This window comes from Staphylococcus simulans, assembly GCF_047037175.1.
In the GTDB taxonomy this organism is placed as follows: Bacteria; Bacillota; Bacilli; order Staphylococcales; family Staphylococcaceae; genus Staphylococcus; species Staphylococcus simulans_C.
The window spans coordinates 1436347-1449985 of the sequence record NZ_CP178241.1 but is presented as its reverse complement, the minus strand read 5'-3'; the positions used below and the strand labels follow the sequence as shown (position 1 = coordinate 1449985).

Below are 13639 nucleotides of genomic sequence, written 5' to 3'. Positions count from 1 at the left end.
TTAAACAAGAGGGGAGCAATGGTGATTTTGCCATTGCTTCTTTCTTAAATTAAAAAAGCCAGAGCAACCTGAAAACAGGTGCTTTGGCTTAAATTTTGCAAATGACCAATCGCGTTTAATAGACTACAACTATTAATTGTCTAGGAATAAAAAGTTAAGGGAATGTTTTTTGAAATACTGTTTATATCCAGCTGCAGAGGTGTGCTTAATGGGTAGAGCACAAATAAGTGTTTGTGAAAAACATCTTGGACATAAAATCTGTGAAAATTAATGTTAAAGGATCATTTGCAAAGTATATGGAAACGTTATTTATTGCGTTTGTGTGCCTTGATAATCTTTAACGCACGTTTGCGCGTTTTGATGTTAGGGCTACTTAAATTACGTCTTGCTGTTGCTAAATCTTGTTTCATGTTCTTTCGCCTCCTAATCGTATTTTCTATTATGCATGAAAAATACATCTTTGTAAATAGTAATGATTACGATTTATGTAATTTATTGAGAAACGTTCTCAATATCGTCACAATTTAAGCGGTATAAAGTTTATTAGGTTTGAGTAATTAATATTGACGGAAGTTATGACTTGACTTAGAATAATAAGTATTCCGATTAGATTGATAAGGATAAAAGGAGAAATGTTATGAAGAAAATTTTGTTAGCAGTATTCACATTAGTTATTGCGGTGGCGTTAGCAGCATGCGGCAATGGTTCAAATGATAAAAAATCATCTGGCAAAGATGACAAAACATTCGTAGTTGGGACAGAAGGTACATATGCACCCTTTACTTTCCATGATAAAGAAGGTAAGCTGACTGGCTATGATATTGATGTTACTAAAGCAGTCGCGAAGGAAATGGGTTATAAAGTTAAATTCAAAGAAACACAATGGGACTCAATGTTTGCAGGACTAGATTCAGGTCGTTTTGATATGATCGCAAACCAAGTCGGAATTAATCCAGAAAGAGAACAAAAATATAAATTCTCAAAACCTTATACCTTCTCTAAAGGTGTATTAGTGGTCAATAAAGATAATAACGATATTAAAAGTTTTGATGATGTTAAAGGTAAGAAAATGGCACAAACATTCACATCTAACTTCGGTCAATTAGCGAAGAAAAAAGGTGCAGAATTAGTCAAAGTAGATGGTTTTAACCAAGCGATGGATTTACTTCAATCACATCGTGCAGATGGCACATTCAACGATAACTTATCTTATTTAGATTATAAAAAGCAAAAACCTAATGCGAAAATTAAAGTAATTGAAGGTAACGCAGAAAAAAGTAAATCAGCATTCACATTCTCTAAGAAAACAGATGACAAAACAATCAAAGATGTCAACAAAGCTTTAGATAAATTAGAGAAAAATGGTGAGTTAGCTAAAATAGGTAAGAAATGGTTTGGTCAAGATGTTTCTAAACCTTAATGCGATTGTATTAAATGAGCAGCAGCAACATGCATGGGATGCGGCACAACAAGCATTTATGCCGATGCTTGGCGGTTTATTAAAATACTCCATTCCCATTACGCTGGTGACCTTTGTATTAGGTTTGCTTATCGCTTTGTTTACAGCTTTAATGCGTATTTCAACAAGCAAGATTTTGCGCAGTATTGCGCGCGTGTATGTTTCAATTATTCGCGGTACGCCGATGATTGTACAGCTCTTTATCATCTTCTATGGTTTGCCGGAACTGGGCAGATTAATTACAAATAATCCGGATACCCAGTGGACATTACCGTCTGTGGTTGCGGCGATTATCGGCTTGTCTTTAAATGTCGGTGCTTATGCCTCTGAAATTATTCGTGGTGGTATTATGTCGATTCCTAAAGGGCAGACAGAAGTGGCTTATTCAATTGGGATGAACTATAGTCAGACTGTCAGACGTATTATTTTGCCGCAAGCCATCAGAGTGTCAGTACCTTCATTAGGGAATTCATTCTTGAATTTATTGAAAGATACATCACTTGTCGGCTTTATCTTAGTAGCAGAAATGTTCAGAAAAGCACAAGAAGTTGCTTCAACGACTTATGAATATTTAACAATCTATATTTTGGTTGCTTTAATGTACTGGGTAGTATGTTTTATTATTTCTGTGATTCAGTCATACTATGAAGCTTACTTAGAAAGAGGGTATCGCGCATGATTGAATTAAAAGGAATCAAAAAGGCATTTGGAGATAAAACAGTAATTAAAGGTGTCGATTTAGAAGTGGCTGAAGGAGAAGTGGTCACATTAATCGGGCGATCAGGTTCAGGTAAGACGACGTTATTACGCATGATGAATGCGTTAGAATTACCGACTGAAGGTCAAGTCTTTGTGAATGGTGAAACGTACACTAATAATGATAAGAAATCACAAATTCGTGTACGTAAACAATCCGGCATGGTATTCCAAAACTATAATTTATTCCCCCATAAAACAGCAGTTGAAAATGTCATGGAAGGCCTGGTTGTTGTTAAGAAAATGTCTAAACAAGGCGCAAAAGCACGTGCAGAACACTTACTTGAAAAAGTAGGCTTAACCCACGTGAAAGATCAATATCCTATCGCTTTATCAGGCGGTCAGCAACAACGTGTTGCGATTGCCAGAGCTTTAGCCATGAATCCTAAAGTTATGTTGTTTGATGAACCGACGTCTGCACTGGATCCAGAACTTGTCAATGAAGTATTGCGTGTGATTAAAGAACTTGCGCAAGAAGGGATGACTATGGTCATTGTGACGCATGAAATGAGATTTGCGAAGGAAGTTTCAGATAAAACTGTCTTTATTAATGAAGGGCAGATTGGCGAACAAGGTCCGCCTTCTGAGTTATTTGAACATCCTAAAACAGAAGCATTACAACGTTTCTTGAATGTAATACAAGAACAATAATAATAGGAAGTCTTCGGTTATTCTGTAATCGAAGGCTTTTTCTTATGTTTTAAATCGTTTCAAACTAGAAAGGTGATGCATTCAGGTGTATGATGAGATTTATGAGTATGAAAATAGAGTGAGTTGTATAGTTTAAGACAAGAAGTCGATTCGCATTAAAAAGTAAACTCAGAATCGAGGCGTAAATGAAATGAAAAAATGGTTCCTAATTATTAGTACAATAATATTGGCAATAATTGTTCAAGGATGTTCACAAAAAGACCCTGATTTAACAGCTAAAGGCGATAAGATTAAAATTGTTGAATTCGCAGATTATAAATGTCCATACTGTAAGAAAGTAGAAGACCAAATTATGCCGACCCTTAAGAAAGATTATCTTGATAAGGGCAAGGTTGAATATCAAATGGTTAATGTTGCTTTCTTAGGTGATGATTCGATAATTGGTTCGCGTGCAGGCCATGCGGTTCAAATATACGCACCAAAACAATATTTGAATTTCCAACAAAAAATTTATGCCAAACAACCGGAAACAAAAGATCATAAAAAACCATGGATTAATGAAAAGTTAATAGATGGTTTAATTGATGAATTGAATGTTTCAAATCAAACCAAAGCAGATATCAAAAAAGATTATAAAACTAAAGACAGCAAGTCATATAAAGCAGCTGAAAAAGACAAAGCTTTAGCTAAAGAGAAAAAAATTGATACTGTGCCAGTAGTTTATATTGATGGGCAGCTTGTGAAAGATCCTTATCAATTTAAAGATTATAAAAAATTATTAGAACAATAAGTTCGAAAGACAGTTTGTGTGGTGATACGTCACGATACAAGCTGTCTTTTTGTATTGAATAAGATTTTCTATTCTTGTCTTTACTAGGTGTAAGTGATAAAATACTTTGATATAAAACGTAACGATTACGATTTAAGTTTATATAGAGATTGATAGAGATAAGGAAAGGAAGTAGTAAATTATGCAACATTACCGCGTGGCAATCATAGGTGCTGGTGCTGCAGGTGTCGGCATGGCAATTGCGTTTCAACAAATCGGTTTAGATGATCAAGATATGATCGTCATTGATAAAGGGAAGGTTGGACAATCTTTCTTAAATTGGCCGAAATCTACTAGAACCATTACCCCTTCATTCACAACAAATGGTTTCGGTATGCCTGATATTAATGCTGTGTCGACCGAAACATCTCCAGCTTATACATTTAACGAAGAACATGTCAGTGGTGAAACTTATGCGGATTACTTACAAACGGTCGCACAACATTATGAGCTTCCTATACAAGAAGAGGCTGCAGTTGAAAAGATAGAGTTTGTTGATGGTCATTATGAAATGCAGACTAATCAAGGATTAATCACAAGTGAGTATGTCTTTGTGGCAACTGGAGATTTCTCATTTGCGCGCAAACCTTTCAAATATGGTCAACATTATAGTGAAGTAGAAGATTTTACCCAAATGCCAGGTGATGAATATGTCATTATCGGCGGTAACGAAAGTGCGTTCGATGCGGCAATTTGTATGGCTGAACAAGGCAAACAAGTGTCTATCTATACGCATTCAACAGGATTAGAAGATGACCATGCAGATCCAAGTATTCGCTTATCACCTTATACCCATCAACGATTACGTAAAGCGGTTCAACAAGGTGCAATGATTGAGTTGAATGTCGGTTATACGGCTTCTAAAATTTCATTTTCTGACGTAGACCGCAAATATGTCATTCAGTTTAATAATGGTAAACAAGCAACATCTAAAAATGAACCGATTTTAGCAACAGGTTTCGATGCGACCACTAACCCGCTCGTTCAACAATTATTCAGTACTCAAGATGGCGAAATTGAATTAACAGATAATGATGAATCAACACGCTATCCGAACGTCTTCTTAATTGGACCGACTGTCCGTCATGCGGATGCGATATTATGTTATATCTATAAATTCCGTGCACGTTTTGCGGTCTTAGCAACTACAGTATTAGAACGAGAAGCATTAGAAATTAATGAAGAAGCGGTTGAAGTTTATAAAAGCAATAACATGTACTTAGATGACTACAGCTGCTGTGAAGTGGACTGTTCATGTTAGAAGTCACGTTCAACTTAACAACAGGACAAACGACGCCGATACCAGAGGGTCAACATCAGTTGAAGTTGACAGGTTTCAAACGTTTAACAACTGCCCAGCAATTTTTGCTGCGGCAGTTTATTACGAAGGAACATATTCATGCGTCACCTTATCAAGCAGTGGTATCAGATCAGTCACAAACACAAAATGATATACAGAAGCTAAAAGCGTATGTCGAACAAAGTCGTCAACATCATCCGAAACTACGTGATACCTTTTTAGGTTGGCTGATTATATTCTTGATGTTTGCGTTACCGATTTATTTGGCCTATCATTTTTCAGATTGGCTTCAAACACAATATGTCTCACACTGGATAGAAGCGATGACAACCCATGCACACACACCTTTTCAATGGTTGAATCAAGTGTTATATGGCGATTATGGTGTACTCTCTTTAGGAATATATTCTTTAGTATGGGCATTGCCCGTCGTCGTCATGATTGGTATCTCTACAGCTGTGATTGATCAAACACAATTAAAACAGTTTGTCGTCTGGTCGATTGAACCGACCATGCGAAAAGTGGGATTAGATGGCCAAGATATTATTCCGGTGTTAGAAGGATTCGGTTGTAATGCGGCAGCGATTACACAAGCGAATAGTCAATGCAGTGCATGTACTAAAACAAGTTGTATGAGTATAATCAGTTTTGGTTCGTCTTGCAGTTATCAAATTGGGGCGACGTTATCTATCTTTAGTGCTGCCCATCATTCATGGCTGTTTATGCCATATTTATTGTTAGTGTTTGTTGGCGGTATCTTGCACAATAAATTATGGTACCGTAAACAAACAAAATTTCATGTGACACCGCCTGTGTATCGCAATCAATTGAAGTGGCCAAGTTTAAAACCTTTGTTTAAACAAATATGGGGTACGATTGAAATGTTTCTGATGCAGGCACTCCCTATCTTTATTGGTATTTGTATTGTGGTGAGTTTATTAGCTTTAACACCGATATTGGATGTGATTTCTACAATCTTCACACCATTATTATATTTACTGCACATACCAGATAGTATGGCACCTGGGATTTTATTCTCAATGATACGTAAAGATGGTATGTTGCTATTTAATTTCGGACATGGTTCAGTACTGCAATCACTATCACCCGCAAGTTTATTGGTATTAGTTTTCTTTAGTTCTACCTTTTCATCTTGTATGGTCACAGTTTCTATGATGGTAAAACATTTAGGATTGAAACAAGGCGGGGCCATTATTGGTAAGCAGATGGCGACTTCTATTGTATTAACATTAGCGATTGCTTTATTAGCAGGTGTTTTGATTTAAGTCATTTCTCTATATGGAAAGAGGTCAATACATGGATATTATAATAATCGGAGGATTTCTAGGCGGCGGCAAGACTACTACATTGAATCATTTAATTAAAGCAGCACAGCAACAACAGATGCAGCCGGCAGTGATTATGAATGATTTTGGGCAAGCGAGTGTCGATAGTCAGTTAATCGACCATTCAATACCGATGGATGAAATTGTTGAAGGGTGTATCTGTTGTGCAATGAAAGCAGATGTGTCGAAACAACTTCATCAAATTTATTTAGATTACCAACCTGATGTCGTGTTTGTAGAATGCAGCGGTATTGCTCATACGCAATCTGTGATAGATGCCTGTTTGACACCTGTGCTTGCACAAGTATCTGTCATTCGCAGTGTCATCGGTGTCGTCGATGCGACATTATACCAACGTATTGAAAATTATCCTGGCGACATGCAGAAGTTATATTATGATCAATTGTCCTATTGTTCGCATCTGTTTATCAACAAAGTCGATCGATGTGAGGCAGAAGCAATTGCACCGATACTTTCTGATTTAACCTTGCTTAACAAAGAGGCGGAAATTTCTGTGGGTAGTTTTGGCCATTTTGATACAAAAACGGTATTTTCAAATGACAGACTTGTTGAAGGCCACACACCTCAGGCACAAGCGTGTGATTTAGGGTATGCGCATCAAGGTATCGGCCATCGTTATTTTGCGTTGAATCATACAATTGCGCTTGAAGATTTAGTGAAGTGGTTTGAAAGTTTACCGCAATCGACGTATCGTGCAAAAGGATTTGTTCAGTTGGCAGAACATCCGCAATTGCAACTGATTCAATATGCTCAAGGTCAATTGGAAATTGAGCCGATTGCACTACAAAGTCAAACAGACCGTTATTTGGTAGTCATAGGAAGTCAGTTAGATCAAATTAAAATACCGGAGTTCTAACTTTCTTACGCTGTTCTTTTGAACGGCGTATTTTTTTATATTTATTTCATATTTTCTTTAGTTATTTCTCTTAGATAATCGGGTAAGCGAAAAGTACAGAAAAGAATTGAGACAAAATACTTGATATATTTAGTATATGTGGTATATTAAATATACAAATAAAAATTGGAGGTTTGTTTTATGACTAAATTTACTTTTGATGCAGCACATTCTTCTGTAGCTTTCCAAGTGAAACACTTAATGGTTTCTAAAGTGAAAGGTGCATTCGACCAATTTAACGTAGAATTATCAGGTGACTTAAACGATTTCAGTTCACTTAAAGGTGAAGCAACAATCGATGTAAAATCTATTAATACAAATCAAGAAGACAGAGATAACCACTTACGCACAAATGATTTCTTCTCAGCGGATGAATATCCAGAAATCAAATTCGTAATTAAAGAAGCTTCTGAAGATAAAGTAACAGGTGACTTAACAATGAAAGGTCAAACACACGAAGAAACTTTCGATGTTGACTTTGAAGGCGTAAGCAAAAATCCATTAAACGATACAAATGTAGCTGGTTTCACAGTTTCAGGTAAAATCGACCGTGAAAAATACGGTATGACATTCAACCAAACATTAGAAACAGGCGGCGTATTAATCGGTAAAGACGTTAAATTCGAAGCTGACGTAGAATTTATCGTAGAAGACTAATTTTTCCTATCTACTGGAATATGGCGAGATGCTCTATTCCAGTTTTTTTATGCATTTTTTTCTTTTTAATCAAGAAATGAAAATGGTATGATAGGCTTGTTAATCGGGAATATACAGTAAGAGGTTGAAATATGAAAGGAAGTGTTCGTGTGACAGTCACAAGAGAAGGTCATAAGATTATCGGAACGCGTACATTTGACGCGTCGATTCAAGAAGTATTTAATGCGTATACAACAAAAGAGAAATTTGAACAATGGTTCTTTCCTAAAGGCGGAGAGATACAAGTGTTTGAGTTTAATCCAAAAGTCGGCGGCAAGAATTTCTTTAAAATTACAATGCCAGAAGCGCAAAGTTATACGGTTCAACAATATGAAGTCATAGAAGCACCCAATAAAATGATTTATCGTGACTATTTCGCAGATGAACAAGGCAATGTGGATACAAATATGCATGGCATGCGTGTAGAAATCTATTTAACGTCAAAAGATAACCATCAAACAGAAGTCCGTTCTGTATCTGTCATGCCATCAGAAGAAGCAGCGCAACAACTGATGAAAATGGGTGTTGAACAAGGCATGGAAAGTACATTGGATCAGTTAGAAGAACTCCTAAAAAATGAATAGGGTATTCCCCGATTTCTACGCGTGGTGATATTCAATCTCATGTCAAAGTGCTAAACTAGAGTTGCTAAGATAAAAGAGGTGAGATGAATGAACGAGCGTTACGTAAAAGTTGTGATTCTTTACGTTATCAGTACATTAATTCCATCCTTAATTTTCCCATCAAAATGCGTTTCAAATCGCGGATTGAAATGGACATTAAGAACAATCGCAGGCTGTGGTATCTTCTCAGCTGGATTAAAATGGATGGTTAAACGTAAAACACAAAAACAAGCTGAATAATTCATTTGGAAATACTGGGACGTCAATGTTCCAGTATTTTTCATTTAAAAATATACACCATTAACACAATGAATAGATTAAATTAAAGGTGTTTAAATTGTTAATACTTAACACATTTTTTAAAAATTAGATATAAGGAAATTTTAATAAAGGGTAGGCACCGGCTTAATTTAATAATATACTAGAGACATATTGATGAGAATATGGGAGGGAAAGTTTTATGGGTATGAAGAATCATAAAACAGTTGAAGATACATATACTTCACGCCAAACAATGGACAGTGTTGTAAGTGCTTCACAAATGAAAGCAGTCATGTTAAGCAAAACCCCTGCACGTTACTTTTTAAAATCTATGATGTCAGGTTTCTTATTATCTATTGTGGCAGTATTTATGTTGGCGATGAAAACACAGCATACAGGTTTAAATGAAGGAGCAGTCAACTTTATCGGTGCTGTTTCATTCAGTTTAGCCTTAGTCTTAATTGTATTAACGAATTCAGAATTATTAACAAGCAACTTTATGTATATGACCGCAGGTGCGTATTATAAATCAGTGCCGATTGGTAAAATTTTATGGCTGTTTGTGGTATGTTTCCTAGGAAATATTGTCGGCGGTTTTGTGTTATTTGGATTAATGAAATTCACAAGTGTCATGACACCGGAAATGATTAAAGCGTTGACAGGTATTGTGGATAAGAAAACAGTACTTGGAACTTGGGACGGTATTTTAGTCAAAGCCATCTTCGCAAACTTCTTTATTAATATCGGTATTTTTGTTTCTATGCAGTTTAAAGATGGTTTATCAAAAGGCTTCTTTATCGCATGCGGTGTTGTAGTCTTCGTTTTTATGGGTTATGAACACGTTGTTTATAACGCAAACTTATTCTCAGGTATGATGTTCTATAATATCGGCGCATTAGCTTGGTTAGATGTCTTAAAAAATATTGTTTTCGCATTTATCGGAAACTATATCGGCGGCGGTATTTTCGTAGGTCTGCTTTATGCGTTCTTTAACGGTAAACGCAATCACTACTTAGATCAACAAAAATAATAAAACATATTTCAACTGCGTATGTAATGATTTTTAAAATTTTATGTTTTCACATATAAATAGTTGAATACGTCAGGGAATCCCCTCAAGATAGAACTAAGGGGATTCCCTATTTTTATAATAATAATGTGAATGCATTCACATTATTTCTGAAATTAAGGTACAATGCAATTAAAGGGGGGAAATGCATATGACACAAACGATTGTCGTTATGCATGGAATGAGACGTGGCAAACAAAATCAATTATTGATGGAGGAGCTTGACAGCGTTGCACAACAAATAGAAGGCACATTTGATGTTGCGTTTATCGAAAGTGATGAGCTTTCATTACCGCAAGTGATTCGTAAACATCTATGGGAAGGCGAAACGGCCTTTGTGATTGTGCCGCTTTTATTATTTTCTGGCAGACATTATTTACAGGATTTACCTGAAGTGATGCGTCAGATGCAACTGATGTTTCCAAGTATTACTTATAATATACGTCAGCCCCTTTGTGATCATCCAAGTTTAACGAAATGGGTCAATCAACGTATTGAAGCTTGGCCGGATGCGCATAGGCCAGGTTCCGCAATTGTTTTGATTGGGCATGGCAGTCCGATTGTGACAGAGCCTGATGCTGAAATTGATGATATTGCGGCACGCATCACTACAGATTTACCGGTCTATACCATGATGTTTTATGGAGATAAACAGTTTGAAGGTCTGTTGCCAAAAATGAAAGATGATTATGACCAAATCTATGTGATACCTATTTTCTTTTATGACGGTTTCTTAGTGAATAAGATTAAGAAGAAAATCGAGAAAATTAAAGGTGACTCTCATATCACTATTGCGTCAGCGTTGAATTTTGAACCGGAGTTAGATGAGATGTTAATTGATAGATTGAATCAGAAAGAGGCGGTTTGATATGTACCCTATACAACTGGATTTGTCGAAGAAACATGCTGTTTTAGTCGGCGGTGGCCGAATCGGCTACCGAAAGTTTAAACAACTGGCAAAGGCCAATTGCGGAGATGTTACAGTCATTTCAAAATCTTTTTTGCCAGAATTTTTTGAAGAGTCTTACCCCAACATGAAATTAATCACCAAAGATTATGCGAAATCAGATATTGAAGATGCTGATGTCGTGATTATCGCGACAGATTCACCTGAAATTAATGACCGAATCAAGCTAGATACCAAACCAACACAGTTAGTTAACCATACAGGAGATAAAGAACGCTCTGACTTCTTTAATATGAAAGAGTTTGAGTTTGAAGATATATCCATCAGTGTCCGTTCTAATGGCGAAGATTATAAAAAGGCAAAACATGTCGCACAAGCAATTCAACAATATTTAGAGGAAGAATACGGGAGGGAATAAGGATGCCAAAAACAAAGTTAGTCATGATCGGTAACGGTATGGCCGGCGTCAGAACGATTGAAGAGATTTTAGAGAGAGACAAAGATAAATATGAAATCACGATTATAGGGAAAGAACCTTATCCGAACTATAACCGCATTATGTTATCAAACATCTTACAAAAGAAAATGTCGGTAGATGAAACCATCATGAACCCTTATTCATGGTATGAAGAAAACAACATTTCATTAATTACGGGAGAACGTGCAACACGTGTTAATCGCGAACAACAATTAGTGGAAACAGAATCAGGCCAAGAAATTCCATACGATGTTTGTATCTTTGCGACAGGTTCAAATGCTTTCGTCTTACCGATTCCAGGTCATGAATTACCAAGTGTAATCGGCTGGCGTACGATTGAAGACACAGAGCGTATGATTGAAATCGCACAAACGAAAAAAGAAGCAATCGTTATCGGCGGCGGTTTACTTGGTTTAGAATGTGCCAGAGGTTTACTCGATCAAGGCATGAATGTAACAGTTGTCCACTTAGCAGAATGGTTGATGGAGATGCAGTTAGACCGTCAAGCGGGTGAAATGTTACGTGAAGACTTAGAAAAACAAGGTATGCGTTTTGAATTAGGCGCGAATACAAAAGAAATTCTAGGTGACAATGATGTAGAAGGTATCCGTTTAGCGGACGGCAGAGAAATTCCGGCTGATTTAGTTGTTATGGCTGTCGGTATTCGTCCATTCGTACAAGAAGCAAAAGACTCTGGTTTAGATGTTGAACGCGGTATTGTTGTAGATGATTTCATGCGTACAAGCGATGAAAACATTTATGCAGTAGGTGAGTGTGCACAACATAACGGTAAAGTTTATGGTTTAGTTGCACCTTTATATGAACAAGGTAAAGTATTAGCGGACTATTTAACAGGCCGAGACACAGATGGCTATAAAGGCTCTACAACTTTCACTTCATTAAAAGTATCTGGCTGTGATTTATATAGTGCTGGTCAAATTCAAGAAGATGAAGAAGTAGAAGGCGTTGAAATCTATAACAGTCAAGACCATGTCTACAAAAAGATCTTCTTAAAAGGTGAACGCGTTGTAGGTGCCGTATTATATGGTGATACAGATGATGGTACACGTTTCTTCAATATGATGAAAAAACGTGAGTCTATCGAAGATTACACATTAGTTTCTCTATTAAGCAAAGCTGGCGAAGAGGAAGGCTTATCCGTTGCGGACATGGATAATGAAGAGACAATCTGTGGTTGTAATGGTGTTACAAAAGGGACAATCGTTAATGCGATTGTTGAAGATGGGTTAACATCTGTTGCAGAAGTAACAAAAGCAACGAAAGCAGGTAACTCTTGTGGTAAGTGTAAACCGCAAATCGGTGAACTTCTAGAACATACATTAGGCGGCGCATTTGTTGCTTCTAGACCTGCAGGTATTTGTGACTGTACGGATTTAACACGTGATCAAATCGTGACTCAAATCCGTGCGAAAGGTTTAAAAACATCTAAAGAAGTACGTAATGTACTTGGATGGAAAACAGAAGGCGGTTGTCCGAAGTGCCGTCCAGCGATCAACTATTATTTAAATATGATTTATCCAAATGACCATGAAGATGAAAAAGCATCTCGTTTCGCAAACGAACGTTACCATGCGAACATCCAAAATGATGGAACATTCTCTGTCATTCCGCAAATGCGCGGCGGTGTAACGAACCCGGATCAACTCATTCGTTTAGGTGAAGTTGCGAAGAAATACGATGTACCGTTAGTTAAAGTAACAGGTTCACAACGTATCGGTTTATACGGCATTAAGAAAGAAGACTTGCCGAATGTATGGAAAGACTTAGGCATGCGTTCAGCATCTGCTTATGCGAAGAAAACACGTTCTGTGAAGAGCTGTGTGGGTAAAGAATTCTGCCGTTTCGGTACACAATATACAACACGTTTAGGTATCCGCTTAGAGAAAACATTCGAATATATCGATACACCGCACAAATTCAAAATGGGTGTATCAGGTTGTCCGCGTAGCTGTGTAGAATCAGGCGTGAAAGACTTCGGTGTGATCGGTGTAGAAAATGGCTTCCAAATCTATGTCGGCGGAAACGGCGGTACGGAAGTCGTGAAAGGTCAATTCTTAACAACGGTAGAAACAGAAGATGATGTCATTAAATTATGCGGTGCTTACATGCAGTATTACCGCGAAACAGGCATCTATACTGAACGTACAGCACCTTGGTTAGAACGCATGGGCTTCGATGTAGTTAAGAACTATGTCTTAGACCCTAAAAACCAAGACGCTTTATACGAACGTATCATGGAGGCAAAACGTGCAGTTGAACAAGAGCCATGGTCTGAAATTGTAAATGATCGTGAAGATCAAAAAATCTTTGAAGTGGAGAAGGTGTAA

General features: G+C 37.0%; 15 protein-coding genes. 14 read left to right on the top strand and 1 reads right to left on the bottom strand.

Annotated elements, in window-relative coordinates; all coding sequences use genetic code 11:
- Positions 1–305 precede the first annotated feature (305 nt).
- Positions 306–410, bottom strand: a complete 105-nt coding sequence (locus ACFCT9_RS07390; protein ID WP_412518215.1) for a putative metal homeostasis protein — start codon at positions 408–410, stop codon at positions 306–308.
- A 227-nt stretch (positions 411–637) separates the two neighbouring features.
- Between ACFCT9_RS07390 and ACFCT9_RS07385 the strand changes: the two genes are divergently transcribed.
- The 14 genes from ACFCT9_RS07385 (at position 638) to nirB (ending at position 13639) form a co-directional block, all read left to right on the top strand.
- Entirely contained in the window at positions 638–1420 is a 783-nt protein-coding gene (locus ACFCT9_RS07385; RefSeq protein ID WP_412518213.1) for a transporter substrate-binding domain-containing protein, read from the top strand.
- Positions 1404–2138, top strand: a complete 735-nt coding sequence (locus tag ACFCT9_RS07380) for an amino acid ABC transporter permease (RefSeq protein ID WP_412518212.1) — start codon at positions 1404–1406, stop codon at positions 2136–2138. Before ACFCT9_RS07385 ends, ACFCT9_RS07380 begins: the two co-directional genes overlap by 17 nt.
- Positions 2135–2866, top strand: a complete 732-nt coding sequence (locus tag ACFCT9_RS07375; protein WP_412518211.1) for an amino acid ABC transporter ATP-binding protein — start codon at positions 2135–2137, stop codon at positions 2864–2866. The genes ACFCT9_RS07380 and ACFCT9_RS07375 overlap by 4 nt, the downstream gene beginning before the upstream one ends.
- 190 nt (positions 2867–3056) lie before the next feature.
- Positions 3057–3656: a DsbA family protein gene (locus ACFCT9_RS07370; RefSeq protein WP_412518209.1), complete on the top strand. Its 600-nt coding sequence runs from the start codon at positions 3057–3059 to the stop codon at positions 3654–3656.
- A 181-nt stretch (positions 3657–3837) separates the two neighbouring features.
- Positions 3838–4956: an NAD(P)/FAD-dependent oxidoreductase gene (locus ACFCT9_RS07365; protein ID WP_412518207.1), complete on the top strand. Its 1119-nt coding sequence runs from the start codon at positions 3838–3840 to the stop codon at positions 4954–4956.
- Positions 4950–6281 carry a nucleoside recognition domain-containing protein gene (locus ACFCT9_RS07360; protein WP_412518206.1) on the top strand — a complete coding sequence of 444 codons (1332 nt, stop codon included), beginning with the start codon at positions 4950–4952 and terminating at the stop codon, positions 6279–6281. Before ACFCT9_RS07365 ends, ACFCT9_RS07360 begins: the two co-directional genes overlap by 7 nt.
- Positions 6282–6312: 31 nt before the next feature.
- Positions 6313–7218: a CobW family GTP-binding protein gene (locus tag ACFCT9_RS07355; protein WP_412518204.1), complete on the top strand. Its 906-nt coding sequence runs from the start codon at positions 6313–6315 to the stop codon at positions 7216–7218.
- Positions 7219–7398: 180 nt separating this feature from the next.
- Positions 7399–7914, top strand: coding sequence for a YceI family protein (locus ACFCT9_RS07350; protein ID WP_412518203.1), 516 nt, complete (start codon positions 7399–7401; stop codon positions 7912–7914).
- Positions 7915–8045: 131 nt separating this feature from the next.
- Positions 8046–8537, top strand: coding sequence for an SRPBCC family protein (locus ACFCT9_RS07345; RefSeq protein ID WP_412518202.1), 492 nt, complete (start codon positions 8046–8048; stop codon positions 8535–8537).
- A gap of 87 nt (positions 8538–8624) precedes the next feature.
- Entirely contained in the window at positions 8625–8816 is a 192-nt protein-coding gene (locus ACFCT9_RS07340) for a hypothetical protein (protein ID WP_412518200.1), read from the top strand.
- A 220-nt stretch (positions 8817–9036) separates the two neighbouring features.
- Positions 9037–9867 (top strand): formate/nitrite transporter family protein, encoded by an 831-nt coding sequence (locus ACFCT9_RS07335; RefSeq protein ID WP_412518199.1) that lies wholly within the window; start codon positions 9037–9039, stop codon positions 9865–9867.
- A gap of 190 nt (positions 9868–10057) precedes the next feature.
- Positions 10058–10774 (top strand): sirohydrochlorin chelatase, encoded by a 717-nt coding sequence (locus ACFCT9_RS07330; RefSeq protein ID WP_412518198.1) that lies wholly within the window; start codon positions 10058–10060, stop codon positions 10772–10774.
- A 1-nt stretch (position 10775) separates the two neighbouring features.
- The gene (locus ACFCT9_RS07325) at positions 10776–11231 is read left to right on the top strand and encodes a bifunctional precorrin-2 dehydrogenase/sirohydrochlorin ferrochelatase (protein ID WP_412518196.1); all 456 of its coding nucleotides are present in this window, start codon (positions 10776–10778) and stop codon (positions 11229–11231) included.
- A gap of 2 nt (positions 11232–11233) precedes the next feature.
- A complete protein-coding gene (gene nirB / locus ACFCT9_RS07320; protein ID WP_412518194.1) occupies positions 11234–13639 on the top strand; it encodes a nitrite reductase large subunit NirB in 2406 nt (801 codons plus the stop codon).

Bases quoted from the DNA above. Each gene is read 5' to 3' on its own strand.
- ACFCT9_RS07350 (WP_412518203.1), top strand. From the start codon at position 7,399: ATGACTAAATTTACTTTTGATGCAGCACATTCTTCTGTAGCTTTCCAA.
- ACFCT9_RS07360 (WP_412518206.1), top strand. From the start codon at position 4,950: ATGTTAGAAGTCACGTTCAACTTAACAACAGGACAAACGACGCCGATA.
- ACFCT9_RS07390 (WP_412518215.1), bottom strand. From the start codon at position 410: ATGAAACAAGATTTAGCAACAGCAAGACGTAATTTAAGTAGCCCTAAC.
- ACFCT9_RS07345 (WP_412518202.1), top strand. From the start codon at position 8,046: ATGAAAGGAAGTGTTCGTGTGACAGTCACAAGAGAAGGTCATAAGATT.
- ACFCT9_RS07330 (WP_412518198.1), top strand. From the start codon at position 10,058: ATGACACAAACGATTGTCGTTATGCATGGAATGAGACGTGGCAAACAA.
- ACFCT9_RS07385 (WP_412518213.1), top strand. From the start codon at position 638: ATGAAGAAAATTTTGTTAGCAGTATTCACATTAGTTATTGCGGTGGCG.
- ACFCT9_RS07365 (WP_412518207.1), top strand. From the start codon at position 3,838: ATGCAACATTACCGCGTGGCAATCATAGGTGCTGGTGCTGCAGGTGTC.
- ACFCT9_RS07325 (WP_412518196.1), top strand. From the start codon at position 10,776: ATGTACCCTATACAACTGGATTTGTCGAAGAAACATGCTGTTTTAGTC.
- ACFCT9_RS07370 (WP_412518209.1), top strand. From the start codon at position 3,057: ATGAAAAAATGGTTCCTAATTATTAGTACAATAATATTGGCAATAATT.
- nirB (WP_412518194.1), top strand. From the start codon at position 11,234: ATGCCAAAAACAAAGTTAGTCATGATCGGTAACGGTATGGCCGGCGTC.
- ACFCT9_RS07355 (WP_412518204.1), top strand. From the start codon at position 6,313: ATGGATATTATAATAATCGGAGGATTTCTAGGCGGCGGCAAGACTACT.
- ACFCT9_RS07375 (WP_412518211.1), top strand. From the start codon at position 2,135: ATGATTGAATTAAAAGGAATCAAAAAGGCATTTGGAGATAAAACAGTA.
- ACFCT9_RS07335 (WP_412518199.1), top strand. From the start codon at position 9,037: ATGGGTATGAAGAATCATAAAACAGTTGAAGATACATATACTTCACGC.
- ACFCT9_RS07340 (WP_412518200.1), top strand. From the start codon at position 8,625: ATGAACGAGCGTTACGTAAAAGTTGTGATTCTTTACGTTATCAGTACA.
- ACFCT9_RS07380 (WP_412518212.1), top strand. From the start codon at position 1,404: ATGTTTCTAAACCTTAATGCGATTGTATTAAATGAGCAGCAGCAACAT.